The 17,320-nt window shown below is 54.3% G+C and carries 11 protein-coding genes; all 11 read left to right on the top strand.

Translation table 11 applies throughout. The features are described 5' to 3' along the window. Positions 1 to 20 precede the first annotated feature (20 nt). The 11 genes from SK3146_RS07990 to SK3146_RS07940 all read left to right on the top strand — a co-directional run bounded on the left by SK3146_RS07990 (position 21) and on the right by SK3146_RS07940 (position 17,280). Positions 21 to 1,379 (top strand): class-II fumarase/aspartase family protein, encoded by a 1,359-nt coding sequence (locus tag SK3146_RS07990; RefSeq protein ID WP_249864583.1) that lies wholly within the window; start codon positions 21 to 23, stop codon positions 1,377 to 1,379. A gap of 403 nt (positions 1,380 to 1,782) precedes the next feature. Beyond that, complete coding sequence (locus SK3146_RS07985; protein ID WP_249864582.1) at positions 1,783 to 4,062, top strand: helix-turn-helix domain-containing protein; 2,280 nt, start codon at positions 1,783 to 1,785, stop codon at positions 4,060 to 4,062. 39 nt (positions 4,063 to 4,101) lie between these two features. Beyond that, positions 4,102 to 5,703, top strand: coding sequence for an extracellular solute-binding protein (locus SK3146_RS07980; RefSeq protein WP_249864581.1), 1,602 nt, complete (start codon positions 4,102 to 4,104; stop codon positions 5,701 to 5,703). Positions 5,704 to 5,837: 134 nt separating this feature from the next. Continuing rightward, entirely contained in the window at positions 5,838 to 6,785 is a 948-nt protein-coding gene (locus tag SK3146_RS07975) for an ABC transporter permease (RefSeq protein WP_249864580.1), read from the top strand. Between the two features lie 13 nt (positions 6,786 to 6,798). Further along, positions 6,799 to 7,689 carry a carbohydrate ABC transporter permease gene (locus tag SK3146_RS07970; RefSeq protein WP_249864579.1) on the top strand — a complete coding sequence of 297 codons (891 nt, stop codon included), beginning with the start codon at positions 6,799 to 6,801 and terminating at the stop codon, positions 7,687 to 7,689. Between the two features lie 45 nt (positions 7,690 to 7,734). Then, on the top strand, positions 7,735 to 9,339 hold the full coding sequence (locus tag SK3146_RS07965; protein WP_249864578.1) for an extracellular solute-binding protein: 1,605 nt from the start codon (positions 7,735 to 7,737) through the stop codon (positions 9,337 to 9,339). A 21-nt stretch (positions 9,340 to 9,360) separates the two neighbouring features. Beyond that, positions 9,361 to 10,941, top strand: coding sequence for an arylsulfatase (locus SK3146_RS07960; RefSeq protein WP_249864577.1), 1,581 nt, complete (start codon positions 9,361 to 9,363; stop codon positions 10,939 to 10,941). A gap of 49 nt (positions 10,942 to 10,990) precedes the next feature. After that, positions 10,991 to 12,496 (top strand): sulfatase family protein, encoded by a 1,506-nt coding sequence (locus SK3146_RS07955; protein WP_249864576.1) that lies wholly within the window; start codon positions 10,991 to 10,993, stop codon positions 12,494 to 12,496. Between the two features lie 13 nt (positions 12,497 to 12,509). Next, a complete protein-coding gene (locus SK3146_RS07950; RefSeq protein ID WP_249864575.1) occupies positions 12,510 to 14,276 on the top strand; it encodes a glycoside hydrolase family 2 protein in 1,767 nt (588 codons plus the stop codon). Between the two features lie 22 nt (positions 14,277 to 14,298). Beyond that, positions 14,299 to 15,831, top strand: coding sequence for a sulfatase-like hydrolase/transferase (locus tag SK3146_RS07945; RefSeq protein ID WP_249864574.1), 1,533 nt, complete (start codon positions 14,299 to 14,301; stop codon positions 15,829 to 15,831). A 15-nt stretch (positions 15,832 to 15,846) separates the two neighbouring features. Further along, positions 15,847 to 17,280: a sulfatase-like hydrolase/transferase gene (locus tag SK3146_RS07940; RefSeq protein WP_249864573.1), complete on the top strand. Its 1,434-nt coding sequence runs from the start codon at positions 15,847 to 15,849 to the stop codon at positions 17,278 to 17,280. Positions 17,281 to 17,320: the final 40 nt, after the last annotated feature.

Here is a 17,320-nt window from a genome sequence, read left to right as displayed (position 1 = left end):
AAGGCTGGAGGAATCGCATCATGGGCGATCATGTGGAACTGGACATGCACGAACTGTTTTCCCTGCGGTCGCGCCTGCAGCGTTACCTGGACGTCGAAGCGGCGCTGGCGTTGACACAGGCGGAGCTGGGGATCATCCCGCCGGCTGCCGGCGATAAAATCGCCGAAGCCGCGAAGGTGGAGCTCATCGATTTGCAGCGTCTTGAAGCCGGACAGGCGGTCACCGGCCACTTTATGATGCCGCTCGTTACCGAGCTGTCCCGCGCCGTCGGAGAGCCTGAAGGCGAATACGTTCATTGGGGCGCCACGACGCAAAATATTGAGCAGACGGGCGATGTGCTTGGCATTCGCGACGCCGTTCGCCTGTTGACGGAAGAGCTGCGCGGCGTCATCGAAGCGTTGGCCGGTTTGGGCGAACGAACCGCCGATACGGTTATGGCCGGGCGAACGCATTGGCAGCAGGCGGTACCGATCACTCTCGGCTTTAAGGTGGCGACCTGGACCGATGTGATGATACGGCATGCGGAACGTCTGGAGCAGCTCAAGCCGCGTCTGTTTACATCCATGACAGGCGGCGCGGCGGGTACGTTTGCCAGCATGGGCGAACGGGGACCGGCGGTTCAAGAAGGCGTGGCCCGGCGGCTGGAGCTGACTCCGATGAAGGTGCCGGCGAGAAATATCGTGGACCATTTCGCCGAGTATGTGCTTCTGCTGGGCATGATGGCGGCCACGTTGGCCTCGATGGCGGAAGAAGTGTCGCGGTTGATGTCCGCGGAGTTTGGCGAAGTCAGCGAGAGCTTGCCCAAGGGGGATGTCGGAAGCTCGACGATGCCGCAAAAGAGAAATGCCAAAAAATGCATGGAAGTCGTCATCAAATCGGCCCGGATCAGAGCCTTGGTTCCTACGGCGCTGGAAGCGATGATCCAATCGCATGAAGTGGACGGCACCCGGTCGGCCATGATGCAGCATGCGGTGGAACAGAGCTCCATCTTGACCGGCGATATACTGAGGGCGATCCGCAAGGTGATGACCGATCTCGAAATTTATCCGGAACGGATGAGAGCGAATCTGGAGCTGACCGGAGGTCTCATTAACGCCGAAGCGGTGATGATGACGCTGGCGCAGACGATCGGCCGGCAAACCGCGCATGAGGTAGTTCATGACGCCGCCTATCAGGTGGCGCGAAGCGGAGCATCGACGACCTTCTCCGATGTGCTGACCGCCGACCCGAGGGTCAACGAACATCTAAGCAAGGAAGAGCTGCGCAAGCTGCTCGACCCGGCGGCTCACACCGGACTCAGCGCCGAGATCGCCCGCAAGACCGCTTCCCGGGCCCGCGCCGCAGCTCAGCTAATGAATAACGACGCCGAAGTAAAATAAAACCGAGTAAAATTACGATACAGGCTGATGGTACCCATCGGTCTGTATTTTTTTGTCTTAACCGCTTCTCCAGTCGGCATTTCGGCTTATTTACTTGCCGCATCAAACATATTATTATTACAATAAACATTATAAAAATATAATATGATAAACCGAGGCGGCTCTGACGGGCTTTGCTGCGGCCGGGGAAGCCGTTTTGCAAATCTCGCATAGCCGGTGAAGAATGGCAAATTGAAACAAAGGGCGCGCAGCCTATACAATCAGGTTACGGAGCAGATAAATCAAGGATTAGATAAAGATGCACCAAATCGGGCAGGAATGGAACTTATCTAATTATACGGCTGGCATGGTACGCCGGGAAGGTTGCGACATCATCCCGCATGCCGGTAAGGGGGCAGGGCTCTTGGCTCGTCAAAAAAGTATGTTTCGCAAGCTGTTTATTTCGTATATCGTTATTTTGGCCGTACCGCTGTTTATTTTGGGGGGAATCGTCTATTACTTCAATGTGGTGAGCTATCAGAGGGAGGTTTCGGAGGCGAATTTGGCGAAGCTGACCCAGGTCAGGAACCAAATTGACTTGGAGCTTAAATCGCTAAGAGAAATTATTTATCATATTTCAAGCCAAGCGGATATGTATGCGGACCCGTATACTGCTGCGCCGGACGAAAAAGGGGACCGGCACAGCATGATCGCCCCTCAGCTTATGGCGTATAAAGACCACTATCCCTTCATAGACGAAATCATGTTTTATTACCGGGGCGATACGAAAGTTTATTTGACATCGGGCCAATACGATTACCAGTCGTTTGAAAATAACGTCAAAAAGAACTACAACTGGGCGGGAGCCAGCGTCTTCAAGGAGCTCAACTCGGTTAGCGCCCCTAAGTCGTTTCGAGTTGAAACCAAAGGGTCCGACATGCCTGACGATAGCAATATGCTGGCATTTCTGTATCCGGTTCCGTTATTAGAAACGATCCCTCAAGCATCCGTATTATTCACCGTCAAAGAAACCGAATTTTTCTCCAAATTCCAGAACATTCTCGGCAATTTTGAAGGCGCTGTCTTTATTTACGACCCGTATTACCGGTCTCTCGTTTCATTAAATCATCAAATGGGCAGCCTCGATATGACCAGTTTGGAAGAGCAGCTCAGAACCTTTAAAGGAACCGGTATTTTTAACGTGACGTCCGGCGGCATGAATTTGATTGCGACCCGCATGGTCTCGGAAGAGACGGATTGGAGCTATATTATAGCGATGCCGGATTCTTTCTTCTATAAAAGCGTGAATACCAACAGCACCCTGATCGTCGGTATTATTTTTATTCTCCTGGCTGCGGGATTCGTCGGAGCGCTCTTGTTCTCGCTGAAAAATTACAAGCCGATCAAAGTGCTGCTGTCCCAGTTTACAAAATCGGGATACGAAGAGTCGGATCAGGATATCAAAGGAAAAAACGAATTTGAAATTATACGACTCACTTTTGAAAGCGCTTTACAGAAGAATAAGGATATGCTTATGCAAATGAATGCGCAAAGACCGTTAGTGAAGGACCAGTGTTTGTTAACCTTGCTCGGGGGAAAGAAGATCGATCCCGGCGAACGGGATTATTTAATTAAATGCTCCAACCTGATATTGGACGGAAGCGCCTATTATTGCATGGTTCTTTCCACGCACCCGGATGATACCGAAGGTCCTGAGCTGGGTCACATTATAGCTCTCTTGGAGAATGTGTATTTTAATGGAGGCAGAGGATACGGCGTTGAAGTCGTCAACGGAAATTACGTTGCCGTCATTATCGTCCTGCAGGAATATCCGGCGGATGTAAAAAGCAAACAACAGGATATAGCGGGCAATCTGGTCCAGCAAGCCAAGGAAAACCTCGGTCTCCAAATGATTGTCGGCATAGGGAAAATATATCGGAGCATCGAACAGTTAAACGCCTCTTATCTGGAAGCGTCCGCCGTGTTGTTCGACAACCAGATCAATAATAAGAAAGCCGTTCATTTTTTTGACGATATTGAAAATGCGCAGGAGCAGATCAACTGGTATCCGATGAAGGAACAGGCGCTGTACATTCAAAGCTTGAAGCAGGGGGATCAGGCGGTAGCCTTGGAAACGCTTAGGGCGCTGATTGAACAATTGGAAGCGGGGACTATCTCGTACTATATGGTCAAGTGCCTGTGCTTCGACATTGTGAATCATATTCTGAAAGCCATGAACCAAATGAATTTCCGGAATTTTTCCGTGGACATTAAAGAGCTGATCAAATTCAACTCGCTCCAGGAATTTCAGAAATGTATGGAATCGATCACCCTATTGTTTTGTTCGCAGGTAAATCTTCAAAAAGAAAAAGAGAACGTCGAATTGAAAAATAAGATCATTTTTTACATCAACGAGCATTTTAAAGACAGCAGTCTGTCTCTGGAACATATAGCGGGGCAATTCGGCCTTTCAACCTCGTTTGTGAGTCGGTTTATAAAGGATGAAACCGGCGTTAACTTCGTGGATTACTTGTCCAATCTTCGCATGAACGAAGTAAAGCTTCAATTGCAATACACAGACAAACTCATCCAGGAGATCGTAACCGATGTCGGTTATCTCAATACACCAAGTTTTGTGCGTAAGTTTAAAGCGATGGAAGGGGTTACGCCGGGACAATACCGGCAAATTACCGGGAAGGGTTAACAATCGCCATGCTTTGAAAACTTAAGGGGAGTGATGGTTATGAGAGTTCGGTTTCATCGTAAATCATTGGCGTGGGGGACGGCATTCCTGCTGCTTGCGTCCGCCCTCGCCGGCTGCAATGAGGACAGTTCGCCGGGAAGCGCTGCGGGAGAGCCCGCCGCTTCGGCCAACATGAACGAAAGCGGCCTGCCTATCGTCAAAACGCCGATCACACTAAAAGTATGGACTCCGATGAGTCCGAACGCGTCGCAATTTATTACCGATTACGGACAAAATGAAGTGTACCAGGAATTGGAAAAACGCACCGGCATCCATATCCAATTTATTCATCCGGCCCAAGGGCAGGAGAAGGAGGCGTTCAACCTGATGATCGCTTCCGGCGAGCTGCCCGACATCATTACAGGGGCGGGAAGATATGTAGGCGGGGAGGAGAAGGGGGTACGGGACGGCGTGTTCGAGGATCTGACTCCGTACCTTCAGAAATACGCGCCGGATTACTATAAGCTCGTCACGTCCGACGCCGAAACGAAGCGCGAGGTGACGACCGACGACGGCAAATTTCCCGCCTTCTATATGATCAAGCCGGAGCAGGATGCGCCGTTTCGCCGGATCATGTTCCGCGAGGATATGCTGCAATCGGTCTCCATGGACGTGCCGAAAACGATTGACGAGTACGAGAAGTTTTTTAAGGCGATCAAGGACAGCAAAGGGATTGCTCCTTATATTCCGGTGACTAACGGTCTGGAGGAGCAATTTATGGGACCGTATGGCATCATTCCGGGCTTTTATTTGAAGGACGCCAAGACGGTAGCTTTCGGGCAGGCTCAGCCCCAGTTCAAGGAATACCTCGCGCTGATGAACAGATGGTACAAGGAAGGCTACATTAACAAGGATTTTGCCGGGTTAAAGGCGACCCAGACGCAAGCGCTGTTCGACAGCGGTAAAGCCGCCACGCTCGTCGAGGCGGTCGTGGGCAGCTACAACCGCGGAAAACAGCTGAAGCAAAATTACGTTTCGGCCCCTTATCCCAGGTTAAAGGCAGGGGAACAGATTCATTACCAGCCGAAGACTTGGCCGCTGGCCGGCAACGGTCAAGAGACCGTAATCGCAACTTCCTCCAAATATAAAACGGAGGCGATCCGCTGGCTCAATTACGCTTATACGCAAGAAGGAGCCATGCTGTACAACTACGGGATTGAAGGCAAGACCTATACGATGGTGGACGGAAAACCGAAATATACGGATTATATTTTGAATCACCCGAAATACGGAACGGAGAATGCCAACTATATTCTGCGCGTGCACTTCGCACCGAAACTGGCCTTCTCGGATATAGCCAACCCGAATTTGGCCAAAAGTCCGGACTCGGCGGCGATCCGGCAAAAATGGGCCGACGATCCCAACGCCGATAGCGCGCTGCAGCTGCCGCCGATCCGTCTGACCTCGGAGGAGAACGACAAGCGTTCCAAAATAATGACCGAGGTGGACACGTACAGCGATGAGATGGTATTGAAATTTATCCTCGGCGCGGAGCCGCTCAGCAACTTCGACAATTATGTCAGTCAGCTCAAAAAGCTGGGATTAGACGAAGCGGTGAGAATCTCCCAAGCCGCTTACGACCGGTATGAAAATAAGAAATAACAGACCGTCCATCGTTTCTCGCGAGAATAGCATAACGCCAAAATGAATGGCAAATTGAACAAACGCCTTAGCAGGCATACAATCAAGGCGGTTGGCGGACCTAACGACACAACGAAACGGAAAGGGGAAGCAATATGGACTTGGCAACAACGACGGCCAGAGCGCCAAGCAAGACGTTCGCAAGCAGGCTCCGCAAGGACCTGATCATGAACAAGTACGTGTATATTATGGCTTGTCCGATCATCGTGTTCTATATTCTGTTTCATTACGTGCCTATGGCGGGACTTGTAATCGCTTTCCAGGATTTCAATGCTTTCAAGGGCATCCTGGGCAGCCATTGGGTCGGGCTCAAACATATCAATGAGTTTCTTACGAGCCCTTATGCGTTTCGCGTCATCAAGAACACCTTTTTACTCAATGTTTATCAAATTTTATTCGGCTTTCCCGCGCCGATCCTGCTGGCGCTGCTGCTGAACGAGATCCGCAGCCACATCTTTAAACGGACCGTTCAAACCGTGAGCTACATGCCGCATTTTATTTCGCTCGTGGTCGTCTGCGGGATGCTCGTTGATTTTACGGCGAGCAGCGGGGTGATCAATGATCTCGTCCATGCTCTGGGCGGCGAACGCACCAATCTGCTCATGCAGAAGGAATGGTTTCGCACGATCTTCATCTCCAGCGGGATTTGGCAGGAGGTGGGCTGGGGCAGCATCATCTACTTGGCGGCTTTATCCTCCGTCGATCCGAGTCTTTATGAGGCTGCGGAGATGGACGGAGCGAGCCGGCTGCGCAAGGCGATGCATATTACGCTGCCGGCGCTCGTTCCGACCATCACCATCTTATTGATTATGCGGCTCGGTCATATTATGAGCGAAGGCTTCGAGAAGATCATCCTGCTGTACAATCCGTTAACCTATGAGACCGCCGACGTTATCGCTTCTTATGTTTACAGGCGCGGGCTGCAGGAGGCGAATTACAGCTTCGGCGCGGCAGTGGGGTTGTTCAATTCATCGATTAACTTCATCATTTTGCTTGCCGCCAACTATGTGAGCCGCCGATTTGTCAAAGAAAGCTTATGGTAAAGGAGGGAAAAAAGTGATTTTCAAAAAAACGATCGGGGAAACGATTTTTGATTCGTTCAACCACATTTTGCTCGTTTTGTTCGGATTGGTCAGCCTGTATCCGCTGCTGTACGTCTTGTTCGCTTCCTTCAGCGAGCCGGCTGAGCTGGCGAAGCATACCGGCATATTGCTGAAGCCGCTCGGCTTCTCCGTAGTCGGATATGAAATCGTATTCAACAATCCTAATATTATTATCGGTTACATGAACACGATCATCTATGTCGTTGTAGGCACCTGCCTGAATGTACTGTTAACGGCTATCGGTGCTTACGTGCTGTCGCGCAAAAACTTGATGCTGAAAAAGCCGATGATGATCATGATCGTGTTCACGATGTATTTCGGCGGAGGGCTGATCCCGCACTTCCTTCTTGTCAAAAATCTGGGGATGTACGATAGCCGGCTGGCCCTGATCATCCCCGGAATTATCGCAACGTGGAACTTGATCGTGATGAGAACGGCCTTTAACGCCATTCCCGACAGCCTGGAGGAATCGGCCAAAATCGACGGAGCCAATGACTTTGTCATTTTATTCCGCATCATTCTCCCGGTAACGAAGGCAACGCTTGCGGTCATGGTGCTGTTCTATGCCGTCGGCCACTGGAACTCCTGGTTTAACGCCATGATCTATCTCCGCGACCGGGGCTTATTCCCGCTGCAGCTGCTGCTGAGAGAAATATTGATCGCCAACTCGGCCGGGGGAAATCTGCTGGAAGGCGCCTCGGTTTCGGATGACGATCAAGCGCTGGTCTATCTGGTTATTAAGTACTGCACCATTATTGTGGCAACGGTGCCGATCCTGTTTATTTATCCTTTCTGTCAAAAGTATTTTATGAAGGGCGTCATGCTCGGCTCCTTAAAAGGGTAGCGTTCAAAGCGATTTATTAAAATATAGGAAAAGTGGGGAAGAGCTATGAGACTTCGGTTCCATCGCAAATCATTGGCATGGGGGACGGCATTCCTAATGCTTGCGTCCGCCCTCGCCGGCTGCAACGGGGACAGTTCGCCGGGAAGCGCTGCGGGAGAGCCCGCCGCTTCGGCCAACATGAATGAAAGCGGGCTGCCTATCGTCAAGACGCCGATCACCTTAAAAGTATGGACGCCGATGAGCTCGAACGCATCGCAGTTTATTACCGATTACGGGCAAAACGAAGTGTACCAGGAGCTGGAAAAGCGCACCGGCATCCATATCGAGTTCATTCATCCGGCTCAAGGGCAGGAGAAGGAGGCGTTCAACCTGATGATCGCTTCCGGCGAGCTGCCCGACATCATCACCGGAGCGGGGCGTTATGTCGGCGGAGAGGAGAAAGGGGTACGGGACGGCGTGTTCGAGGACCTGACTCCTTATCTTGAGAAGTACGCGCCCGATTACTATAAGCTCGCTACGTCCGACGCCGAAACGAAGCGCGAAGTCACGACCGACGACGGCAAATTTCCCGCCATCTATATGATCAAGCCGGAGCAGGATGCGCCGTTTCGCCGGATTATGTTCCGCGAGGACATGCTGAAATCGGTCTCGATGGACGTGCCGAAAACGATTGACGAGTACGAGAAGTTTTTTAAGGCGATCAAGGACAGCAAGGGCATCGCTCCTTATATTCCCGTCCCTAACGGGTTGGAAGAGCAATTTATGGGCCCGCTAGGCATCGTTCCCGGTTTCTACCTGAAAGACGGCAAAACCGTCGCCTTCGCGCAAACTCAGCCGCAGTTCAAAGAATACCTGACGCTGATGAACAAATGGTACAAGGAAGGCTACATCAACAAAGATTTTGCCGGGTTAAAAGCAGCTCAGGCGCAGGCTCTGTTCGACAGCGGCAAAGCCGCCACATTCGTCGATGCGGTCGTAGGCACCTATAACCGCGGCAAGCAGCTGAAGCAGAACTACGTTCCGGCGCCTTATCCAAGGCTAAAGCTGGGAGATCGGATTCATTATCAGCCGAGCGACTGGCCTGTGCCGAACCAAGGGCAAGAGACCGTGATCACAACCTCCTCCAAGCATAAAGTAGAAGCCGTCCGCTGGCTTAATTACGCTTTTACGCAGGAAGGAGCCATGCTGTACAACTATGGGATTGAAGGCAAAACCTATACGATGGTAGACGGCAAGCCGAAGTATACGGATTATATTCTGAACAATCCGAAGTTCGGCACGGAAAACGCCAATTATATTCTTCGTGTTCATTTTGCGCCCAAACTGATGTTCACCGACGTTGCGGCCAATCCGAATTTGGCCAAAAGTCCGGACTCGGCGGCGATCCGGCAAAAATGGGCCGACGATCCCGACGTCGACAGTGCGCTGCAGCTGCCGCCGATTCGCCTGACCGCGGAGGAGAACGACAAGCGATCCAAAATAATAACCGAGGTGAACACGTACAGCGACGAGATGGTATTGAAATTCATCCTCGGCGCGGAACCGCTCGGCAACTTCGACAATTACGTCAATCAGCTCAAAAAGCTGGGAATCGACGAAGCGGTGAACATCTCCCAAACCGCTTACGACCGGTATTTGAACAAAAAATAAGCCAACAATGGAGGCGATCCAATGACTAAGCAGCCGAACATCATTTTGATTCTGGTCGATGATATGGGATTCTCCGATATAGGATGCTACGGCTCGGAGATCCATACGCCGAATCTCGATCGACTGGCCGGGGAAGGCGTGCGCTTTTCGCAATTTTACAATACGCCCCGCTGCTGCCCTACGCGAGCGTCCATCATGACCGGACTTTTCCCGCATCAGGCGGGACTCGGATTTATGGAAGAAGATATCGGCAATCCGGCGTATACGGGAACGATTCACCGGCAATGCGTCACGATAGCGGAAGCTTTGGGGGATCAATACAACTCCCTCATGGTCGGCAAGTGGCATCTCGGCAAGCAAGAGCAGCAAAGACCTTATAATCGAGGGTTCGACAGCTATACGGGGCTGCTTGACGGCGCCAGCAATTACTTCAAGCCGGAGCCTATAAAAACCTTGATCAAGCGCAATCTTCCGTTTCAGCCTCCGGATGACGATTTTTACACGACGGACTGGTTTAGCGACAGCGCCGTCGACTATATTGACGAATACGGGCAGCAGGAGAAGCCGTTCTTCCTATATCTGGCGTATACGGCTCCGCATTGGCCGCTGCAGGCTCCCGAAGAGGATATTGCCAAGTATAAGGGCGCTTACATGAAAGGCTGGGATCAGCTCCGTAAGGAACGATACGAGCGCCTGACCGACATGGGCATGCTGGATGAGAAAAGCAGCCCGCTGACCGAACGCGACAGCGGGGCCCCCGCTTGGGATACGGTGGAGAATAAAGAGGCTTGGGATCTGAAAATGGCCGTGTACGCCGCCATGATCGACCGGATGGATCAAGGGGTCGGCAAAGTGCTGGAGAAGCTCAAGGAGCTGCACATTGAGGACAATACGCTGGTGATGTTTTTGTCGGACAACGGCGCCTGCGCGGAAGGGATCGGTCTTCGAAGCGACAAGACGCCGGGCACGGCCGATTCGTTCATCGCTTATCACCTCCCGTGGGCCAATGTCAGCACGACGCCTTTCCGCCTATACAAGCATATGGTTAACGAAGGCGGCATTTCGACGCCGTTTATCGCCAGATGGCCGGAAAAAATCAAGCAGCAGGGCGCGATTACGCATCAATTCGGGCATTTGATGGATATTATGGCTACATGTCTGGATGCGGCCGGAATTTCATATCCCGAAACTTATAACGGCAACGAGATCATTCCGCTGGAAGGCAAAAGCCTGCTGCCGATTTTCGAAGGGAACGAACGGGAAGGCCACGAGTATATGTTCTGGGAGCATGAAGGGAATAGGGCCGTGCGCCAAGGGAAATGGAAGCTGCTGTCCCGCTGCAAAATGGATTGGCAATTTACGGCGGCCTGGGGCTTCCGCGGCGATCGGGGGCCGCACGAGGAAAAGTGGGAGCTGTACAATATCGAAGAAGACCGGATCGAGTTAAACGATCTGTCCGATCAATACCCCGAGAAGGTTCGGGAGCTTGCGGACCGGCATGAGCAGTGGGCCCGGCGTACGGGAGTCATTCCTTGGACGGAGTATATGGAAGTAACCAAAACGGAGTATTTGCTGCGCACGCAAGAAATTACATGGGATTAAACCGAAGCGTACGGCCATTTGTCATTTGTAGGCCAGGGGGGGATGCACGATGAACCGGCAAACGGCTGAGAAGCCTAATATTTTACTCATTACGACAGATACGCAGCGCTGCGATACGCTGGGCTGCATGGGCAGTCCTTACGCCGTGTCGCCGCACTTGGACAGGTTGGCGCAAGAGGGCGTGCTGTTCGAAGAAGCTTATACGGCGTCTCCGGTGTGCTCGCCGGCGCGCAGCAGCTTGATCACGGGGCTGCATACGCCGGTGCACGGCTGTATCGAGAACGGAATCAAGCGCCGGGAAATGTTCCAAACGCTGCCGGATGCGCTGAAGCAGGAAGGCTATACGAACCTAATGATCGGCAAAACCCATTTCGGGCCGCTGCCAAGCTCCTTCGATATCGTCCATACGGTCGAAGGAGAGAAAAACTCCGGCTCCGGCTCGGACAGCTATGCCCGGTTCTTGGAACCGCACGGCATCCCCAGAAAAAGCGACGGCCCCCAATCCAGACCCGAAGAGCTGCATATGGAGGCGTTTTTGGTCGACCGGACGATCGAAGAGCTGGAAAAAGTCAGGCAAGAGGGCGGGGGGCCGTTCTTCGCCTTCTGCTCGCTGCTAAGCCCCCATTCGCCGCTGGACCCTCCGGGAGCATGGGCGCATCTGTACCGCGACAAGCCGCTGCCGCCTATCGACTACCGGCCCGGAGATATTGAGGCGCTGCCGATCCAGACGAAACGTCTTCTGGGATTTCTGGGCCGGGAACGGGAGATGGAGGCTGCGCTGCAGTCCCCGGAAACGCAGCGGCATATCGACGAAGAACGCCGGTTATATTACGGCTTGGCCGCATATACGGACGCGCAAATCGGCAGACTGCTCGATTATCTCGACGCCAGCGGGCTTCGCCGGTCGACGCTCATTATCTTCACCTCCGATCACGGGGAGCAGCTGTACGATCACGGGTTCAGCGACAAGCATAATTATTATGACGCGAGCTGGCGCGTCCCCTTCATCATGAGCATGCCGGGCACGCTGCCGACGGGGGAAACGAGAGACTTTGCCGTATGGACGGACATTACGGCGACCGTATTGGGGGCGGCCGGCGCTTCCAGCCGGTACGTTCAGGGCCATGATTTGTTCCGGCCGTTAAGCGACGGGAAGCCGTCGCCGCGCCGCTGCGGGGTCGGCACACTGTACCGTTCGGCGGCAATATCAACCAAATATTGGAAGTTGGAGTATTACTTCGATGAGCGGGAAGGACGATTGTACGATCGGCTGAATGATCCGTCCGAACGCAGCGATCTGTTCGGCCACCCCGCATACCGGGAAATCAAGGACGAATTGCTGGAAGCGCTGCTCGCCTGGCGTTCCAATCTGAGCGACCTTCAATATTTGACGGAATCGACCGGGGGAGGCGGACCCGTTGCCCGGCGCATAGCCCCGCATACGCTGCAGCTGAGCGGAGAGGACAACGAGCGCAGGCTCAGCGAAGCCGCCGAGCTCATCGACAACAAGTATAAGGAAGCGCATAAGACATTCATATCCAAGGGAGAGAGTTAAATTGTCACAACCGATGAGAACCGAGCATCCCAGGCCGCAGTTTATTCGCAGCGACTGGGCCCACTTAAACGGGCAATGGGAATTTGAATTCGACGACGAAAGGATCGGACGGAAGCAGAAATGGCATCTGGGCGCCGCCGCTTTCTCACGAACGATACAGGTGCCGTTTTCGTTTGAAAGCAAGCTGAGCGGCATCGGCGAGCCCGGCTTTCACGATACCGTCTGGTATCGGCGAACGTTCCAGGTTCCGGCGGAATGGACCGGCCGGAGGGTGCTGCTTCATTTTGGCGCCGTAGACTACCGGGCGAGCGTATGGGTCAACGGCGAGCACGCCGCCGTGCACGAAGGCGGGCATACGCCGTTCTCGGCCGATATTACCGATTCCCTGCATCCGGACGGAACGAACACGGTCGTCGTGCTGGCCGAGGATTACAGCCGCAACTTGTCGCTGCCGCGGGGCAAGCAGTACTGGGAGCCGAAGTCGAAAGGCATCTTTTACACCCGCACGACGGGCATATGGCAGACGGTATGGATGGAAGCGGTCGATGCCGTGCATTTGGCCCAAGTGCGGATGACGCCGGATATCGATAACGGCCTGCTCCAAATCCGCCCGGTCGTGGCAGGGCATAACGTGCAGGACGACCTCAAGCTTAAAGTCGAAATCAGCTTCAAGGGCGAGCCGGTCGCCGAAGATGTTTATTCGCTTAAGGAAGCGGAAGAAACCCGTTCGCTCGTGCTGCCGCATTACCAGGGCTTCCGGCGCTGCCATCTGTGGACCCCGGAAACTCCGAATCTGTACGATATTAAATTCACGCTGCTTAAGAACGAACGGCCGGTGGACGAGGTGACCAGCTACTTCGGCATGCGCAAAATTTCGGTCGAGAACGGCAAGCTGATGCTGAACAACCGATTTTATTATATGAGACTGGTGCTCGATCAGGGGTATTTTCCCGACGGAAATTTGACGCCGCCGTCCGATGAAGCGATTCGGCGCGATGTCGAGCTGACGAAGGAAATGGGCTTTAACGGCGCGCGCAAGCATCAGAAGATGGAGGACCCCCGCTATCATTACTGGTGCGACCGGCTCGGCCTGCTCGTATGGGGAGAAGCTGCCAACGCGTATCAATATTCGGAACCATACGTCAGGCGGTTTACCCGCGAATGGCAGGAGGCGATAGAGCGGGATTATAACCATCCCTGCATCGTCGCCTGGGTTCCTCTGAACGAAAGCTGGGGAGTCTGGAATATTAAAGACAACGAATCTCAGCAGCAGCACGCCTTGGCCATGTATCATTTGACGCGGTCGCTCGACCGGACCCGTCTCGTTGTATCGAACGACGGCTGGGAGCATATGAAGACGGATCTATGCACCATTCATGATTACGAGCCGTCGCGGCAAGTGCTTGAGGAACGCTACAGCACCGCCGAATCGGCTGTGAACGGGGTGCGCAATCACAGCAAGCGGACGTTTGCCGGCGGTATGGCCTATGAGGGGCAGCCGATCCTGGTGAGCGAGTTCGGCGGCATTTCGTTCAAAAAAAGCGACTGGGAAGGCTGGGGATACTCCGGCGCGAACAGCGACGAGGACTTCGTCGGCAAGCTGAAGGCCGTGGTCGAGCCGATGCTGGCTTCCCCCGTCGTGCAGGGCTTTTGCTACACGCAGCTGACGGACGTGGAGCAGGAAATTAACGGACTGCTCACTTATGACCGCAAGCCGAAGGTGCCGCTGGAGCAGCTGCGGGACATTATTGCAGGGAAGCTCTCGCCGAAAACGTTTTAAAAATAAGGGGGAGGTGCCATTCATGACGGAAAGCCGCAAAAATATAGTCATCATTATGAGCGACGAGCAAAGCTGGGATACGCTGGGCTGCCACGGCAACGCCGCGTCGGTTACCCCGAATATCGATGCGCTGGCCGCGCGGGGAACGTCCCTCGACCGCTGTTATACCGCGTATCCGCTATGCTGCCCGGCAAGAGCCAGCTTATGGACCGGCCTCATGCCTCACGGGCACGAAGTGACCGGAAATTGGCGGAGCATTCGCGAAGACTTGCGGGACGAGGGCTTGGTGAAAAACTTCAAGGAAGCCGGCTTCCACACGATCTATACCGGGAAATGGCATGTGCCCGGGACGACGCCGGACCGGTTTCACTTTGACGATATCAGCGCCATTCCGGCGGTGATCGACGGGCGGGACCGCGGCAGGTTTATCGAGGAATACCGGGAATATGCCCGCAGCGAAGGCTACGTTCTTCATGACACGCATATCGAGAATTTGACTCACGCCGATCTGGAGAAGCTGAAGCAGCCCGGACGCGCGCCTTACGGCACGGCGGAAATCAAGGAGGAGCATTTTCTGGAAACGTGGCAAACCCGGCAGTTTCTGCAAGCGATGGACCGCCGGCCGGAGGAGCAGCCTTTTTTCGCGGTATGCTCGTATAATGCGCCGCATTTTCCGATGATCGTTCCGTCCCCGTACGATAAGCTGGTTAGGCCGGAAGACGTGACGCTGCCGGAAAACTTTCTCAAGGGCATCGAGGGAAAACCGCGGGAAGTGCTGAACTCGCCTTATTTCAAAGAAATGCAAGGGCTGGACGAAAGCGAGTGGCGCGGATTCATCGCTCACTATTGGGGACTGTGCGCCTTGATCGACAAGCAGGTCGGGGAGATTGTCGGCCACCTGAAGCGTAACGGCTTGTTTGACAATACCATCATCGTGTTCGTATCCGATCACGGCGATATGATGGGCGCGCACGGCATCGTGAAAAAAGGCTTCCCGCTGCATTATGAGGAGGCGCTGCGCGTGCCGTTGATCATAGCGAACGCCGGAGCTTCCGAAGCTTCGGCGCCTTCAGAAAGCGCCGCGCTCGTCTCTCTCATCGACCTGCTCCCTACCTTGGCCGATCTCTCCGGGGTCGCCGTCAAGCAGCGGCATGAAGGCCGATCGTTCGAGCCTGTGCTGCAAGGGAAGACCGGCCGCCACCGCGACTATGTAGTGGCGGAAACCTTCAAGCTGGGGGGAGATGAAGGAGCTATCGTCGGCGGAGAGCGGGTCAGCCCCCGGCAGTTCAGGATCGGGAAGGACAGCGTGAACGTCTCCGTGCGGACCGATACGCATAAGTACATCTTCCGGTACATGGACGAGGAAGAGCTGTACGATCTGACGGAGGACCCTTACGAGAATGTGAATATCGCCGGCGACCGGGCGAGAGCGGGGGAGCTGGCGCATATGCGCGGGCTGCTGCGGCGGGAGCTGGCGGACTCACATCCGTTCCTCGGGCGGCTGATCGCCGGCAGGCTGGATGAAAGGAATGCCAATGCAATGACTACGGAATGATGGAGATGAATAACGATGTCTTCGAAACGGCCTCATATTTTGTTAATTACCGCCGACGAGCTAAGGAAAGACGCGCTCGGCTGCTACGGCGGCGAAGCGGTGGCAACTCCGCATCTGGACGCGCTGGCCGGGGAAGCCATTCAGTTCCAGCGGGCCTATGCGGCGAGCCCTTGGTGCTTGCCGTCGCGCTGCGCCATACTGACCGGGCAATTGCCGCATAATAGCGGCGCCTACAGCAACTTCCGCAAATGCGAGCTGAGCACGGGCATCCCGAATCTGTTCCAGGAGCTGAAAAGAAGCGGATACGCTACGTCCGTTCACGGCAAATGCCATTTTTCTCCAGTCCCTTACAACGAAACGAGAGCGGACCGAACGCTTCCCTACGAGCAGTTCCGGGATTATTACGTGTCTCTGGGCATCGATCATCTGGATCTGCAGGACGATAAGCAGGTGTCCGTATGGTTTTATGACGATTACGCCAAAGAATTGGATGCGGCGGGTTACTTGGAAGCGTACCGGAGGGATACGTGGGACCGGAGCAAAGCGAAAGTATTTCCTTTTCCGGGTCCCGCAGAGTGGCATCCCGACAGCTGGGTCGGCCGCAAGGCGGCGGAATATATTGACGGATATGCGGAGGAAGAACCGCTGTTTTGCTGGGTATCGTTCAGCGGCCCCCACTATCCGTTCGATCCTCCGGCCTCCTACTTCGATAGAGTCGATATGGGCAAGGATAAAGCGATGGTCGGCAAGGCCGGGGAATTCGACGACCCGTCCCGGATTCATCATCTAAGCTTCCATGGGGACGGCCGCGGCATTTGCGACGGCTCGGGCCCGGCGCCCGATCATGCGCAAAAAAACTACTCCGCGGACTATTGGCGGCAGCTGCGCAAAAGCTATTATGCCAACGTCGCCCTCATCGACGATCAGGTCGGACGCGTCATGGAAGCGGCGCGGCGAAGATGGGGGGGTGATGTCCTAATTATTTTCACCGCCGACCACGGCGAGATGCTGGGCAATCACGGCTTATGGGGGAAGGGCGATTGCGGTTACGAGGATGTGCTGAACGTGCCGCTGCTGGTGCAGTACCCCGGCAAACGCCGCCATCTCGCGAGTCAGGCCATGGTCATGCTCACCGGCATCATGGCAACCTGCCTGAAGACGGCGGGCGCTCCGCCGATTCCGACGGACGGCCGCGACTTCCAAGAATCCGAAGGGCTCGGCGGGTACCGCTATATTATGAGCGAGGGGGAAGGCTTCCTGGCGGTCAGCGACGGGAGATGCAAATACATTCACGTCGTGAAGCACGGACGGGAGCATTACGAATTGTTCGATCTCATAACGGACCCGAACGAATTCGACAATGTGGCCGATCGCCCCGAATATGCGGCCGTGCTGGCGGAGCTGCGCAAGGAAGCCGCCAATGCGCTGATGAAGAAGCTGCTCGCTTAAGCTCGGGAAGCGGGCAAGCAGGGAGCTTGTACTGAGCGGC

This window comes from Paenibacillus konkukensis (genome assembly GCF_023523925.1).
GTDB lineage: Bacteria > Bacillota > Bacilli > Paenibacillales > NBRC-103111 > Paenibacillus_S > Paenibacillus_S doosanensis.
Note: the sequence above shows the minus strand (reverse complement) of the source record. Positions and strands in the feature narration are given on the sequence as shown.